Here is a 14,670-nt window from a genome sequence, read left to right on the forward strand (position 1 = left end):
CACCCGAAGGCTAAGGCCGCAGCCCGAAGGCTACGGGCGGATCACGGCCGCAACAGACCAATCGTCTCGCGCACCTCGGCCACCACCGGGTCGGCGATGGCGCGGGCACGATCGGCCCCCTTGGCCAGGATCCGGTCGATCTCGGCCGGATCGGCCATCAGGCGCTTCATCTCCTCGGCGATCGGGCCCAGCTTCTCGACCGCAAGGTCGGTCAGCCGCGTCTTCACCGTAGTGAAGGGCGCGTCGGCATAGTCGGCCACCACCTGGTCGGTGGTGCGGCCGTCCAGCGCGGCATAGATCCGGATCAGGTTGGCGACCTCGGGCCGGCGCTCCGGCTCGTAGGTCACGCCGGGCTCGCTGTCGGTCCGGGCCTTCTTCAGCTTCTGGGCGATGGTGTCGCGGTCGTCGGTCAGGTTGATGCGTGCATAATCCGACGGGTCGGATTTGCTCATCTTCTTGGTGCCGTCGCGCAGCGACATCACCCGGGTTGCCGCCCCCAGGATCATCGGCTCGGGCAGCGGCAGCACGTCCTTTTCGTAAAGCTGGTTGAAGCGCTGGGCGATGTCGCGGGTCAGCTCCAGATGCTGCTTCTGATCCTCCCCCACCGGCACATGGGTCGCCTTATAGGCCAGGATGTCGGCCGCCATCAGCACGGGATAGGCATAAAGGCCAAGGCTCGCCTTCTCGCGGTCCTTGCCGGCCTTCTCCTTGAACTGGGTCATCCGGTTCAGCCAGCCGATCGGCGTCATGCAGTTCAGCAGCCAGGCCAGTTCCGAATGCGCGGTCACGGCCGACTGGTTGAAGATCACGCAGCGTTCGGGGTCGATGCCGGCGGCGATATAGGCGGCGGTCAGCTCGCGGGTCTGCCGGATCAGCGCCTTGGGATCCTGCCAGACGGTGATGGCGTGCAGATCGACGATGCAGAACACCGACTCGTAACTGTCCTGCAGCGTCACCCAGTTGCGGATGGCGCCCAGATAGTTGCCGAGATGCAGGTTGCCGGTCGGCTGTGCGCCGGAGAAGATCCTCGCCATCTGGTCCTCGCCTTCGGCATCCGCAGACCGCCCGCCGGGTGTGGATGCCGGCCGGAGCTTGGGTCCGCGATGCGCGGTTCAATGGAAACGCGCCTATATCACGCGCGGGCCGGGGCGCGGTCAAGCGCCGCCGACACGATGAATTTTCACGGAAAGCGGCATTGCGGCCGGCTCAGATCCGGTTGGCGGTGGTCAGGATGCCGCCGATGCCGACAAAGGCCGCACCGGTCGCCCGGTTGAACCAGCGGCCATGGCGCCCCAGCCAGGGGGCGATGCGCCGCGCGGCACCCGCCAGGATCAGCTCGTAGACGAATTCGACCACGGCAAAGGTGCCGCCCAGAACCAGAAGATGGGTCAGGAACGACACGCCCGGCACCATGAACTGGGGCAGGAAGGCGGCGAAGAAGATCAGCGCCTTGGGGTTCGACACCGCCACCAGAAAGCCCTGGGTGAACAGCCGCCAGGGCCCCGCCCCGGCAATGCGGCCCCCGGCATCGGCCAGCGTCACCGAGGGCGGCGGCGCACGGAAGGTGCGGATGCCCAGCCAGACCAGATAGGCCGCCCCGATCCATTTGGCGATGGTGAAAGCCTGTTCCGATGCCGCCAGCAGCGCCCCGAGCCCGGCAAGCGAGGCCGCGACCAGCACCATGAAGCCGGTGACCCCACCCGCCGCGGTGAAGGCGGTACGGCGCACGCCGAAGCGCACGCCGTGATTGAGCGACAGGAGCCCGTTCGGCCCGGGCGTCAGCGACAGCCCCGCCGCCGCCGCCAGATAGATCAACCAGATGTCGAGCGTCATGGGGCCCCCGCGCCATAAACTGCCGGTCGGGCAGTTGCCCCATGCTACGCCCGGCCGCGGGCGCCCGTCCACATCAAGTCGGGTTGCGGGGATCGTCAGGCAGCCGTGCCCTGGGCATCCAGCGCATATCCGGCGGAGCGGACGGTGCGGATCAGATCGGGCAGGTTCTCGCCGTTCAGCGCCTTGCGCAGCCGGCGGATATGCACGTCCACCGTGCGGGGTTCGACATAGATGTCCTGACCCCAGACGCCGTCGAGCAGTTGCTCGCGCGAAAAGACCCGGCCCGGGTGCTCCATCAGGAAGCGAAGCAGGCGGAATTCGGTCGGCCCCAGATGCACGGGCTCCGCCGAGCGGGTCACCTTGTGGGCCGCCAGATCCATCTGCAGATCGGCATAGGACAGCACCTCTTCCGAGAAGGCGGGGCGGATGCGGCGCAGCACGGCGCGGATCCGGGCCACCACTTCCTGGGGCGAGAAGGGCTTGGGCACGTAGTCGTCGGCACCGCTGTCCAGCCCACGCACCCGGTCGGTCTCCTCGCCGCGCGCGGTGAGCATGATGATCGGCAGATTGCGGGTCTCGGGGTCGCGGCGCAGCTGGCGGCACAGCTCCAGCCCGGAAAGCTTGGGCAGCATCCAGTCCAGCAGCAGGACGTCGGGCTTCACCTCGCGAATGCGCCAGAGCGCCTCCTCGCCGTCATTCGCCTCCTCGACGGCAAAGCCCGCGCGTTCGAGGTTGTAGCGCAGGATGGTGACGATCGCGGTTTCGTCTTCGACGACCATGATCTTCGGACGCATCGCTCGGATGTCCTCCAGGAAGTCGGGTGGCCGGCACCAGGAACCCCGGGGGCGTGCCGGCCGGTCAGAGGGGGGTGCGGGGTGCGCGCGGGGGAAGAGACGGCCCGCCGGATCGTCCCGTGGGACGAAGCAGGCCGCCGGGCCGTCAGTCGTCGAGAACGGCGTCGCCCGACCGGTCGAGAACGGTCTCGGCCTTGGGGCGGGCGGTATCGGGCTTGGTGCCCTCGACCACGAAGATCACCTGCTCGGCGATATTGGTGGTGTGATCGCCCATCCGCTCGATGTTCTTGGCGATGAACAGCATGTGCGTGCACGCCGTGATGTGCCGCGGATCCTCCATCATGTAGGTCAGGAGTTCGCGGAACAGGCTGTTGTGCAGCTCGTCGACCTCGGCATCGTTCTGCCAGACGGCACGGGCGCGGCCGGCATCGCGCTCGACGAAGGCGTCGAGCACGTCCTTCAGCATGCGCTGCACCACCGCGGCCATGCGCGGCAGCACATGCACCGGCCGGACCGGGGCCGACTGGTTCAGGATGATCGCGCGCTTGGCGGCGTTCTTGGCCAGATCGCCCATGCGCTCCAGCTCGGCCGCGATGCGCAGCGAGGCGAAGGCCAGGCGCAGATCGTTGGCGACGGGGGCACGCAGTGCGAACAGCCGCACCACCTGCTCCTCGATCATGTCTTCCAGGCCGTCGACCTTGGTGTCGCCCGCGACCACATCGCTCGCCAGCTCGCTGTCACGGCTGGCGATGGCGCGCATCGCAAGGTCGATCTGCGCTTCCACCTGGCCGCCCATGCGGACGATGTCGTTGCCGAGGCGCGCAATCTCTTCGTCGAAGGATTTCACGATGTGCTGACCGGAAATGGGCATGAGACTGGTCTCCCTGGGCAGATCCGGTCAGCCGAAGCGGCCGGTGATGTAGTCCTGGGTCCGGACCTCGCGCGGGTTGGTGAACACCTGCTCGGTGTCGCCGAACTCGACCAGCTGGCCCAGATGGAAGAAGGCGGTGCGCTGCGACACACGGGCCGCCTGCTGCATGGAGTGGGTGACGATGGCGATGGTGTAGTTCTCGCGCAGCTCGTCGATCAGCTCCTCGATACGCGCGGTCGCGATCGGGTCCAGCGCCGAGCAGGGCTCGTCCATCAGGATCACCTCGGGGTCGACCGCGATCGCACGGGCGATGCACAGACGCTGCTGCTGACCGCCCGAGAGGCCGGTGCCGCTTTCCTGCAGGCGGCTCTTCACCTCTTCGTAAAGGCCGGCCCGCTTCAGCGACCGCTCGACGATCTGGTCCAGCTCTTCCCGGCTGTCGGCCAGGCCGTGGATGCGGGGACCGTAAGCCACGTTGTCGTAGATCGATTTCGGGAAGGGGTTGGGCTTCTGGAACACCATGCCGACCCGGGCGCGCAGCTGCACCACGTCGACCATGCGGTCGTAGATGTCGGCGGTCTCCAGCTTCACCTCGCCCTGGATCCGGACATTGGGGATGGTGTCGTTCATCCGGTTCAGGCAGCGCAGGAAGGTCGACTTGCCGCAACCCGAGGGGCCGATCAGCGCGGTCACGCTGTTGGCGTGGATGTCGAGATCGACGTCGAACAGCGCCTGCTTCTCACCATAGAACAGGTTCAGCTTGCGCGCGGTCATCTTGGGCACGAGGCCGGAAGTCATGGGCGGGCTCTCCGCTGAAGGTCTCTGATCCGCCCGGCCGGGGTCCGGGCAACGGCATCCCGGCCGGGGGAGGAGGAAGGTCTCCCGTGCCGGCTTACCAGCGGCGCTCGAAGCGCCTGCGCAGCAGGACGGCGATCGCGTTCATGATGATCAGGAAGCCGAGCAGCACCAGGATGGCGGCGGCGGTCTTTTCGACGAAGGCGCGTTCCGGGCTGTCGGCCCAGAGGAAGATCTGCACCGGCAGCACCGTCGACGGCGTGGTGAAGCCACCCGGCACGTCGGCGATGAAGGCGACCATGCCGATCATCAGCAGCGGCGCGGTCTCGCCCAGCGCCTGGGCCATGCCGATGATCGTGCCGGTCAGGATGCCCGGCATGGCCAGCGGCAGCACGTGATGGAACACCACCTGCACCGGGCTGGCACCCAGCCCCTGGGCCGCCTGACGGATCGAGGGCGGCACCGCCTTCAGCGCGGCGCGGGTTGCGATGATGATGGTGGGCAGGGTCATGAGTGCCAGCGTGAAGCCGCCGACCACCGGTGCCGATCGGGGCATGCCGAAGAAGCCGATGAACACCGCAAGACCCAGCAGACCGAACACGATCGAGGGCACCGCCGCGAGGTTGTTGATGTTGACCTCGATCAGGTCGGTCCAGCGGTTCTTGGGCGCGAACTCTTCCAGATAGATCGCCGTGGTGACGCCGATCGGGAAGGAGAGGATGAAGCAGACGAAGAGGGTGAGGGCAGAGCCGACGGTCGCTCCCCAGATGCCGGCCAGCTCGGGCGAGCGGCTGTCGGCACCGGTGAAGAAGCGGGTGTTGAAGTCGCGGCTGATCGCGTCCTTCGCCACCAGCGCGTCGTACCAGCCGAGCACCCGATCGTCGATCGGCCGCTGCGTCTCGGGCAGATCGCGGTCGATCCAGCCCTTGTCGAGCATGTCGAGATCGCCCGAGGCCGTCAGCCACACCGTCTGGGTGGTGCCGATCAGATCCGGATTGGCCAGCACGAAGTCGCGCAGCTCGAAGCGGGCATCGCGGCTGAACAGGCCCAGGGCCTTCAGGATGTCGCGGCGCTGGGTGGCGCCGAAATTGTCGCGGACGATGTCGGTCAGCAGGCCGGTATAATTGGCGTCCGCGAGCGTCTTCTGGTCGCGCGTGCCCTGCGGGTCCAGACGGGCGGGGTCGAGATTGACCTCCACCGCGATCTGGGTCTGGGTGAAGGCGCCGAGGCCCTGGCCCGCCAGCGTGCCGACCAGCACCACCAGCATGACGATGGCGAGCAGGACGGCGCCCAGACCATAGGCCTTGAAGCGGCGTTCCGAGCGGCGCCGGGCCCTGAGGCGGGCAGCAGCCGCCTGGCCGGCGTGGGGGCTTTCCCGTCCGGCGATCGGGGCGCCGGCAGGGTTCAGGGTGCTGTCGGTCATGACCTGTTGCTCCCGTCGCTCAGTCATAGGCCTGGCGATATTTGCGGACGATGTGCAGGGCCACCACGTTCAGCGCCAGGGTCATGACGAACAGGACCAGACCCAGGGCGAAGGCCGCGAGCGTCTTGGCACTGTCGAATTCCTGGTCGCCGACCAGCAGGGTGACGATCTGCACGGTGACGGTCGTGACCGCCTCGAAGGGATTGGCGGTGAGGTTCGCAGCCAGGCCGGCCGCCATCACCACGATCATGGTCTCGCCGATGGCGCGCGAGAAGGCGAGCAGGCAGGCGGCGGCGATGCCCGGCAGGGCCGCCGGCAGGATCACCAGCTTGATCGTCTCGGAGGTGGTGGCGCCAAGGCCGAGCGAACCGTCGCGCAGTGTCTGGGGCACGGCGTTGATCACGTCGTCGGCCAGCGACGACACGAAGGGGATGATCATGATGCCCATGACCAGACCGGCGGCCAGCGCCGATTCCGAGGCGGCATCGATGCCCAGGCTCTCGCCGAAACCGCGGATCAGCGGCGCCACGGTCAGTGCCGCGAAGAAGCCGTAGACCACGGTCGGGATGCCGGCCAGGATTTCGAGCAGCGGCTTGGCCAGCGCGCGGGTCTTGCGACCGGCATATTCCGACATGTAGATCGCCGCCAGCAGGCCGATCGGGATCGCCACCGCCAGGGCGATGAAGGTGATCAGCAGCGTGCCCGCGAACAGCGGGATCATGCCGAACGAGCCTTCCGAGGCGACCTGATCGGCGCGGATCGCGATCTGCGGGCTCCAGTGCAGGCCGAACAGGAAATCCAGGATCGGGATGCGCTGGAAGAAGCGGATCGATTCGAACAGCACCGAGAACACGATGCCGATGGTCGTGAAGATCGACAGCGTCGAGGCGATGACCAGCAGGATCCGCAGGATCCGCTCGACCCGGTTGCGGGAGCGGAAATCCGCGGTGATCCGCCGATAGGCCGCGGTAAGGCCGGCCAGCGCCAGGGCAAGACCGATGCCGGCAAAAGCCAGGTTCACCGTGCGGGTCAGGCCGGTGATGATCGATGCCGCCTCGCGGACTGCCGGGCTCGGATTGGACGAGACGATGTTGCCGGTGGCGAGGTTGTAGGCATCGGCCATGAACAGGTTCACGGCACCGGCGCCTGCCGCCATCACGTCTTCCGGGATCACGTCATGGACGGCACCGTTGACGATGGGTGTGCGGGCCACGATCCAGACAAATGCCAGCAGCACCGCCGGCAGGCCGCACCACAATGCCACATACCAACCGTAGTAGCCGGGGCGCGAATGCAGGGTGGACAGCCTGCCATTCGCAAGCGACACCGAGCGCCGCCGTCCGAGGAAGAATGCCACCGCGCTCAGAATGAGCACGATGAGCACGAAGGAGCTTACCGTCATGCGCCGCCTCTGCCTTCAGGCATCGGGCCGGTGGGGCCCTTCAGGTTCGCGGGTTCCGCAAGGTCGCGGACGAAAACGTTCGATGCGGCCGTTCTGTCGCGGCTGCTTCGGATGGGCGCCGGCCGGGAGGGCAGGCCTCGGCAGGCGAACGGCGGCTCCGGCGGTGCCAGCCTGCACCGGACGAAAGCCGCCGGGTCGTCTTGCGATGGTTGGGGCTGGCTGCGCCGGTATGCCGGTACAGCCAGCCCTCATCCGATCACATCTTCAGCGGAACCAGGCCCTGGGCGGTCTTCGCCACTTCGGCGCGCTCCGCATCCGGCAGGGCGATCAGGCCACGCTGGGCCAGATAGCCGACCGGGCTCATGGCGTCTTCCGAGGTGAACTCGGCCACGTATTCCTTCATGCCGGGCACGGTGCCGACATGGGCGTTCTTCACGTAGAAGTACAGCGAGCGCGAGACCGGGTATTCACCGCTCGAGATGGCGTCGTATTCCGGCGCCTTGCCCTCGATGGTGGCAGCCTTCACCTTGTCGCCGTTCTGCTCAAGGAAGCTGTAGCCGAAGATGCCGAAGGCGGCCGGGTTCGAGGCCAGCTTCTGAACGATCAGGTTGTCGTTCTCGCCGGCTTCGATGAAGGCACCGTCCTCGCGGATCGACTTGCAGACCGCGCCGCGCATCTTCTTGTCTTCGATCGCCTTCACGGCGTCGAATTCCTCGCAGCCGTGCTCCATGACGAGCTCGACGAAGGCGTCACGGGTGCCCGAGGTGGGCGGGGGGCCGAGAACCTCGATCGGCTCGTTCGGCAGCGAGCCGTCGATGTCCGACCAGCTCTTGTAGGGGTTCTCGACCAGCTTGCCGTCGACCGGAACCTGCTTCGCCAGCGCCTGCCACAGCTGGGCGCGGGTGATGTTCATGTCCGGGCCGTTGACCGCATTCGCCAGCACGATGCCGTCGAAGCCGATCTTCACCTCGGTGATCTCGGTCACGCCGTTCTTGGCGCATTCCTCGATCTCGGACTTCTTGATCCGGCGCGAGGCGTTGGTGATGTCAGGGTGCTGCGTGCCGACGCCGGCGCAGAACAGCTTCAGGCCGCCGCCCGAACCCGTGCTCTCGATGACCGGGGTCGCGAAGCCCGAGGTCTTGCCGAACTCTTCGGCGACCGCAGTCGCGAAGGGGTAGACGGTCGACGAGCCGACGATGCGGATCTGATCGCGGGCAAGGGCCGGAGTGGCGACCGCAACGATCGCAACCGCCGACAGAAGCGCGGCTTTCTTGAACACCGTTCCAACTCCTGTTGGATGTTCGTCATGTGTGCTGGCCGGCGGCAGACACGCCACCGGTCCCGATCTCGAAACGCGGCAGGCGGCGTCGTGTTTCCACCCGGCCTCGCGTCACACATGGTCTAATCCTGCTCGACGACGGGAATATCACAGTTTCATGACGGAATCATGACACACTTCGCCGCAGCCGACCCGCGCCGCTTTCTGGACAACCATTTGTAATTTCTTGGTTTAATCCAGAGGCCGGCACGCCGGAGACCCCCATCGACAATCTGTGGAAAGTTGTCTATACCTCCGGGGAAACCTTCCGGAAGCGACTGTCATATAAAGGAAAACCGCGGCAGTGTGACCTGCCGCGGCCTGACGTCGATGCATGGCTGCCGTCACGGATTCCGGCATCAGCCCTGCTCGGCAAACTCCTGGCGCAGCGTGCGCTTCAGGATCTTGCCGGCGGTGTTGCGCGGCAGGGCGTCGACGAAATGCACGGCCTTGGGCACCTTGTAGGGCGCCAGCCGCTCGCGGGCATGGGCCACCAGCTCGTCGATCCCGACCTCCTGACCGGGCCGGAGCACGACCAGGGCCGTCACCGCCTCGATCCATTTCGGATCGGGCAGGCCGATCACCGCCACTTCCGAGACCGCAGGATGGGTGAAGATGGCATCTTCGACCTCTCGGCTGGCCACGATCACGCCGCCGGTCTTGATCACGTCCTTCACCCGGTCGACGACATAGAGATAGCCCTCGTCGTCGAGATAACCCACATCGCCCGAATGGAACCAGTCGCCAGAGAAGGCGTCTGCGGTCTCGTCCGGCTTGTTCCAGTAACCGGTCAGCAGTTGCGGCGAACGGTGAACGATCTCGCCCTGCACGCCCGGGGGCACGTCGTTCATCTCGCCATCGACGATCCGGGTCTCGACATTCATCACCGGCCGGCCGGCGGAAGCGGGGCGCGCCTCGTGCTCGTCGGGGCCGAGAACGGTGGCAAGCGGGCCGATCTCGCTCTGGCCATAGCAGTTATAGGGCTGGGCGCCGGCCAGCCGCCGGCGCAGCTCCTGCAGGATCGGCACCGGCATGATCGAGGCGCCGTAATAGACGTTCTTCAGGCTGGAGAGGTCGCGCCGGTCGAAATCGGCATGGCGCAGCAGGCTGATCCAGACGGTGGGCGGCGCGAAGAACGAGGTGATGGCCTCTTCCTCGATCAGCGCCAGGCACTGCTCCGGCACCGGGGTTTGGATCAGGATGGTGGTGGCGCCGACCAGCAGCTGGGGCATGGTGAAGCAGTGCATCTGCGCCGAATGGTAAAGCGGCAGGGCTGCGAGCGCCCGATCGCTGCCTTTCAGGTTCAGTTCGACGATGCAGCTGATGTATTCGGCCAGCAACGCACGATGGGTCATCATCGCGCCCTTGGGCGCCGCCGTGGTGCCCGAGGTGTACAGGATCTGCGCCAGATCCTCGTCGGCAAGCCCGACCTCCAGCGGCTCTGCCCCGGCCGAGCCCAGCGCGACCTCCAGCGGGTCGAAATCCGCATCGCCCGTCATCGGGACGGCGAAGGCGAGATCCACCCGCCCCGCCACCGCCCGGGCGGTTTCGGCCAGATCCGGGTCATAGATCAGGCCGCGGGCGCCCGACTGCTCCACGATGTAATGCAGCTCGGTCTCGGTCAGTGCGTAGTTGATCGGCACGTGGACGAGGCCTGCGCGGAGGGCGCCCAGCCAGACCAGCAGATAGGTGTCGGAATTGCGGGCATAGACCGCCAGCCGGTCGCCGCGGCCGAGCCCGGCCTCGATCAGCCGGCGACCGATGGCATCGGCGGCGCGGTTCACCTCGGCGAAGCTCCAGCGCCGGTCGCCATGGCGGAGCGCCAGACGGTCGCGGAACTTGGCGGCCGCACGGCGCACGGCATCATTGATGGTGTTTCGGCGGATCAGATCCGACATGGCGTTCCCTCAAGCTTCGATCTTCTTGCACCGCAGGGCGGTTCTTCAGCTCATAGCATGAATCCGGGTTCACGGGGCAGCGGAAGCGGCCATGGCAGCAGCGCACAGGATAGCGTGCAGGGATGTCAGGAAGCGGCCGCCACCGGCGCCCGGCCGTTGCCGCGGCCGGCCAGCGGCAGATAGACCGTAAAGCACGACCCCTCGCCCACCCGGCTGTCGATCGCCAGATGGCCGCGATGGCGGTTGACGATGTGCTTCACGATGGCCAGCCCGAGACCGGTGGAGCCGACCTGCCGCGACCGGGCGCTGTCCACCCGGTAGAAGCGCTCGGTCAGCCGCGGCAGGTGCTCCCGCGGAATGCCGTCACTCTGGTCGGTCACCGAGAAGCCCACCGCCTCCAGGGTTGCGGCCAGCCCAACCGGCCGCGGTGCCTCGGTCGTGCGGAACAGCCGCACGGTGATCCGGCTGTCGTTGCGGCCGTATTTGATCGCATTGTCGATCAGGTTCTGGGCGACCTGGGTCAGTTCGTCCGGATCACCCAGTGCCGGCACCAGGGTGGGATCGGTCATGATCTCGATCTCGATCCCCCGGGCATGGGCCTTGAACTCCAGCCCCGAGATGACGTCGTCGATCACATCGGTCAGGTCGACCGCCGCAGCGGGCGGCATATGTTCGTTCATCTCGATCCGCGACAGCGACAGCAGGTCGTTGACCAGCCGCGACATCCGCCGGGCCTGATCGTCCATGATCGACAGGAAATGCTCGGCCGCATCCGGATCGTCGCGGGCGGGCCCGCGCAGGGTCTCGATGAAGCCGATCAGAGTGGCGAGCGGCGTGCGGATTTCATGGCTGGCATTGGCGACAAAATCGGCGCGCATCTGCTCCAGCTTGCGGATCTGGGTCAGGTCGTGGAGGGCGATCACTGCCCGGCGCGCCTCGGTATGCTCATCGCCGGCCCGCAAGGCCTCGATATGCGCCTTGTATTCCCGCCGGTCGGGGGCGGCGGTGGAGAACACCACATCAGCGAATTCACCCCGCATCAACGCCTGATCGACCGCATCCAGCAGGGCCGGATGGCGCAGCACGGCAACCAGCTCGCGCCCGACCAGCCCCTCGCCCATCGTCTCTTCGGCGGCACGATTGGCCGAGCGGATCCGCACCTGATCATCGACCGTCAGCACCAGCAAAGGCAGCCGGTCGAGAATCTGACCGAAATCATCGGCCTGAACCGCCAGCCGCTCGGCACGGCGGCGTTCCTTGAGCCAGAGCCGGAGCATGGCACGGGCGATGTCCTGGACGATCCGCCCGCCGGGCGGCGGGGCCGGGCGTTCCTCGCCATGGGCAAGCGCCTCGGCAAAATCCCGCAGGGCATGGAAGCCGCCGAGCAGCAGGCGGGCGACGGCCATGGAGCCGGCGACCGAGACCACCACACCGGCCAGCGCCCAGTGCCAGTCCAGCGCGCCCGCAAAACACAGGCCGCCGAGCGTACCCACGGCAGGGGCCGCGATCGCCGCCGTCGCGCCGAAGAAGCGCCTGATCTCGTTCCGGTCGAATACCGCCATGTCCACCCGCCATCGGCCGTGCCGCATCTGCCTGCCCCCGGTGCACGCTTCCCGGCGGCACGGCCCGCCAGACTGCCCGAGCCCGGCGGCCGGTCAAGCAACCTCGCCATGAAAGTTTTACGACGCGCGCATCCCCGGGGACACGCGCGTCGCAAAGAGGCAGAGGCGAACCGCGAAAGAGGGAGAGCGGCCGCGATCAGCGGCCGGTCTTCTCCTCCTGGTCGAGGATGGCGTCATGAGCGGCCACGGCCGCGATGTTCACCATCTCGGCCACGGTGGCACCCATCTGCACGATCTGCACCGGCTTCGACATGCCGCGCAGGATCGGGCCGATCTGCACACCGCCGCCCAGCTTCTGCAGCAGCATGGCCGAGATGTTGGCGCTGTGCAGGCCGGGCATGACCAGCACATTGGCCGGCCCGGTCAGGCGCGAGAACGGGTAGTAGCGCTGCATCAGCTCTTCATCCAGCGCCACATCCGCCGACATCTCGCCGTCGAACTCGAAGCCGACCCCGCGCTCCTCCAGGATCCGGCAGGCCGCACGGATGCGGTCGGCCTTTTCGCGGTGGGGGTTGCCGAAATTGCTGTAGGACAGCAGCGCCACCCGCGGCTCCAGCCCGAAGCGCTTTGCCGATGCCGCGGCCTGCATGGCGATATCGGCCAGGGCTTCCGCCTCGGGCAGCTCGTTCACGGTGGTGTCGGCGATGACGATGGTGCGGCCGCGGCTGACCATCACCGACAGGCCGATCAGGGTCTCGTCCGGCTCGGGATCGATCACCAGCTGCACGTTCTCGAGCGCGACCCAGTAGTTGCGGGTCAGGCCCGTGATCAGGGCGTCGCCGTCGCCGCAGGCCACCATGCAGGCGCCGAAGACGTTGCGGTCCTGGTTCACAAGGCGCTGGACGTCGCGGTAGAGATAGCCGCGGCGCTGCAGGCGCCTGTACAGGAAGTCGGCATAGACCTTGTTCTTTTCCGACAGCCGGGCGTTGTGGATGTCGATGTCGAGATCCGTGCCGTCGCCCAGGCCCAGGCGCAGCATGCTGGCCTTGATCCGCTCCTCGCGGCCGATCAGCACGGGCTTGCCCAGGCCCGACTTGGCCCACTGAATGGCGGCGCGGATGGTCTGCTCTTCCTCGCCCTCGGCGAAGACGACCCGCTTCGGGTTCTCGTGCACCCGCTCGATCAGCCGCTCCAGGCTGTCGGCGGTGGGGTCGAGCCGGGCGCGCAGCGCGCGGACATAGCGGGGCGCGTCGACCAGCGGCTTGCGGGCAACACCGGTCGCGGTCGCGGCCTTGGCCACCGCCACCGGCACGGTCGACATCAGCCGCGGATCGAACGGCGCCGGGATGATGTAGTCGGGGCCGTACTGCATGCGGCGGTTGCGATAGGCACGGGCCACCTCGTCGGGCACGTCCTCGCGCGCCAGGCTCGCGATCGCATAGGCGGCCGCGATCTTCATCTGCTCGTTGATCTCGGTCGCCCGCACATCCAGCGCGCCGCGGAAGATGTAGGGGAAGCCCAGCACGTTGTTGACCTGGTTCGGATAATCCGACCGGCCGGTGGCGACGATGGCGTCGTCGCGGACCTGGGCGACTTCTTCCGGGGTGATCTCGGGGTCCGGATTGGCCATGGCGAAGATGATCGGCTTCGGCGCCATCGAGGCCAGCATCTCAGGGGTGAAGGCGCCCTTGGCCGACAGGCCGAACGCGACATCGGCGCCCTTCAGGGCATCGGCCAGGGTGCGGGCATCGGTTTCCACCGCATGCGCCGACTTCCACTGATTCATGCCCTGCTCGCGGCCCTTGTAGATCACGCCCTTGGTGTCGCAGAGGATGGCGTTCTCATGCGGCATGCCCATGGCCTTGACCAGTTCCAGGCAGGCGATACCGGCCGCGCCGGCGCCGTTCACCACCATGCGGATGTCGCGCAGCGACTTGCCGGTGATGTCGAGCGCGTTGATCAGCCCCGCAGCCGCGATGATCGCGGTGCCGTGCTGGTCGTCATGGAAGACGGGCACGTCCAGCAGCTCGCGCAGGCGCTGCTCGATGATGAAGCATTCCGGGGCGCGGATGTCTTCCAGATTGATGCCGCCCCAGGTGGGGCCCAGGAAGCGCACGCAGTTCACGAATTCCTCGACGTCTTCGGTCGAGACCTCGATGTCGACCGCATCGATATCCGCGAACTTCTTGAACAGGACGGCCTTGCCCTCCATCACCGGCTTGGAGGCGAGCGCCCCCAGATTGCCGAGGCCGAGAACCGCGGTGCCGTTCGAGATGACGGCGACCATATTGCCCTTCGACGTGTAGTCGTAGGCCTTGTTCTCGTCCTTGTTGATGTGCAGGCACGGCCAGGCGACGCCGGGGCTGTAGGCGAGCGACAGGTCGCGCTGGGTCATCAGCGCCTTGGTCGGCGTGATCGACAGCTTGCCCGGCCGGTCGCCCTGGTGGAACTCCAGCGCCTCCTGCTCGGTCACGTAATACTTCTCGCCATCCATCCGGGTAGCCCTTCGGGTTTTTGATCTTCTCTGAGGTCAAGACGACGGCCCGCCCCCCAGGCCGCAAAACGGCCGCAACCCTTGCGCGGGTCACGAAAGGCAGACACTGTAACGAAATTTCAAGAGATCGTCGCGCGACATGATTGGGGCCACATGCCGTGCAGGCAGGGGGCCGCGGGCACCGTTCTCCGTCTCCGCCGCCATCGGCAGAGAGGGCACCGCCGATGGGTCATACAGTTTTATAAATCATCGGCTTCCGGTCGTATTATTCCAAAAGGTC

Annotated in this window: 11 protein-coding genes; all 11 read right to left on the reverse strand. The window is 67.0% G+C overall.

The annotated features are described in order from the left end of the window. Positions 1-41 precede the first annotated feature (41 nt). A complete protein-coding gene (trpS, locus tag CMO28_RS06905) occupies positions 42-1,034 on the reverse strand; it encodes a tryptophan--tRNA ligase (RefSeq protein WP_014747027.1) in 993 nt (330 codons plus the stop codon). 172 nt (positions 1,035-1,206) lie between these two features. Further along, entirely contained in the window at positions 1,207-1,833 is a 627-nt protein-coding gene (locus CMO28_RS06910; RefSeq protein WP_014747026.1) for a LysE family translocator, read from the reverse strand. Positions 1,834-1,928: 95 nt separating this feature from the next. Then, positions 1,929-2,627: a phosphate regulon transcriptional regulator PhoB gene (gene phoB, locus CMO28_RS06915; protein ID WP_014747025.1), complete on the reverse strand. Its 699-nt coding sequence runs from the start codon at positions 2,625-2,627 to the stop codon at positions 1,929-1,931. A 145-nt stretch (positions 2,628-2,772) separates the two neighbouring features. After that, positions 2,773-3,498, reverse strand: coding sequence for a phosphate signaling complex protein PhoU (gene phoU / locus CMO28_RS06920; protein WP_014747024.1), 726 nt, complete (start codon positions 3,496-3,498; stop codon positions 2,773-2,775). A 27-nt stretch (positions 3,499-3,525) separates the two neighbouring features. Continuing rightward, positions 3,526-4,296, reverse strand: coding sequence for a phosphate ABC transporter ATP-binding protein PstB (gene pstB, locus CMO28_RS06925; protein WP_296711576.1), 771 nt, complete (start codon positions 4,294-4,296; stop codon positions 3,526-3,528). A gap of 94 nt (positions 4,297-4,390) precedes the next feature. Continuing rightward, the gene (gene pstA / locus CMO28_RS06930; protein ID WP_296711579.1) at positions 4,391-5,716 is read right to left on the reverse strand and encodes a phosphate ABC transporter permease PstA; all 1,326 of its coding nucleotides are present in this window, start codon (positions 5,714-5,716) and stop codon (positions 4,391-4,393) included. Positions 5,717-5,735: 19 nt separating this feature from the next. Next, the gene (gene pstC / locus CMO28_RS06935; protein ID WP_014747021.1) at positions 5,736-7,118 is read right to left on the reverse strand and encodes a phosphate ABC transporter permease subunit PstC; all 1,383 of its coding nucleotides are present in this window, start codon (positions 7,116-7,118) and stop codon (positions 5,736-5,738) included. Positions 7,119-7,374: 256 nt separating this feature from the next. Continuing rightward, positions 7,375-8,397: a PstS family phosphate ABC transporter substrate-binding protein gene (locus CMO28_RS06940; RefSeq protein ID WP_296711582.1), complete on the reverse strand. Its 1,023-nt coding sequence runs from the start codon at positions 8,395-8,397 to the stop codon at positions 7,375-7,377. Positions 8,398-8,795: 398 nt separating this feature from the next. Beyond that, a complete protein-coding gene (locus CMO28_RS06945; RefSeq protein WP_296711584.1) occupies positions 8,796-10,334 on the reverse strand; it encodes an acyl-CoA synthetase in 1,539 nt (512 codons plus the stop codon). A 125-nt stretch (positions 10,335-10,459) separates the two neighbouring features. Further along, positions 10,460-11,896, reverse strand: coding sequence for a sensor histidine kinase (locus CMO28_RS06950; protein ID WP_145978170.1), 1,437 nt, complete (start codon positions 11,894-11,896; stop codon positions 10,460-10,462). A 196-nt stretch (positions 11,897-12,092) separates the two neighbouring features. Next, entirely contained in the window at positions 12,093-14,390 is a 2,298-nt protein-coding gene (locus CMO28_RS06955; protein WP_062764116.1) for an NADP-dependent malic enzyme, read from the reverse strand. Between the last annotated feature and the right edge of the window lie 280 nt (positions 14,391-14,670).

This window comes from Tistrella sp. (assembly GCF_002684955.1).
Taxonomy (GTDB): domain Bacteria; phylum Pseudomonadota; class Alphaproteobacteria; order Tistrellales; family Tistrellaceae; genus Tistrella; species Tistrella mobilis.

Coding starts and splice junctions, on each gene's coding strand:
- phoB (WP_014747025.1), bottom strand. CDS start 2,627: ATGCGTCCGAAGATCATGGTCGTCGAAGACGAAACCGCGATCGTCACC.
- trpS (WP_014747027.1), bottom strand. CDS start 1,034: ATGGCGAGGATCTTCTCCGGCGCACAGCCGACCGGCAACCTGCATCTC.
- CMO28_RS06955 (WP_062764116.1), bottom strand. CDS start 14,390: ATGGATGGCGAGAAGTATTACGTGACCGAGCAGGAGGCGCTGGAGTTC.
- pstA (WP_296711579.1), bottom strand. CDS start 5,716: ATGACCGACAGCACCCTGAACCCTGCCGGCGCCCCGATCGCCGGACGG.
- pstB (WP_296711576.1), bottom strand. CDS start 4,296: ATGACTTCCGGCCTCGTGCCCAAGATGACCGCGCGCAAGCTGAACCTG.
- pstC (WP_014747021.1), bottom strand. CDS start 7,118: ATGACGGTAAGCTCCTTCGTGCTCATCGTGCTCATTCTGAGCGCGGTG.
- CMO28_RS06945 (WP_296711584.1), bottom strand. CDS start 10,334: ATGTCGGATCTGATCCGCCGAAACACCATCAATGATGCCGTGCGCCGT.
- CMO28_RS06950 (WP_145978170.1), bottom strand. CDS start 11,896: ATGGCGGTATTCGACCGGAACGAGATCAGGCGCTTCTTCGGCGCGACG.
- CMO28_RS06910 (WP_014747026.1), bottom strand. CDS start 1,833: ATGACGCTCGACATCTGGTTGATCTATCTGGCGGCGGCGGCGGGGCTG.
- phoU (WP_014747024.1), bottom strand. CDS start 3,498: ATGCCCATTTCCGGTCAGCACATCGTGAAATCCTTCGACGAAGAGATT.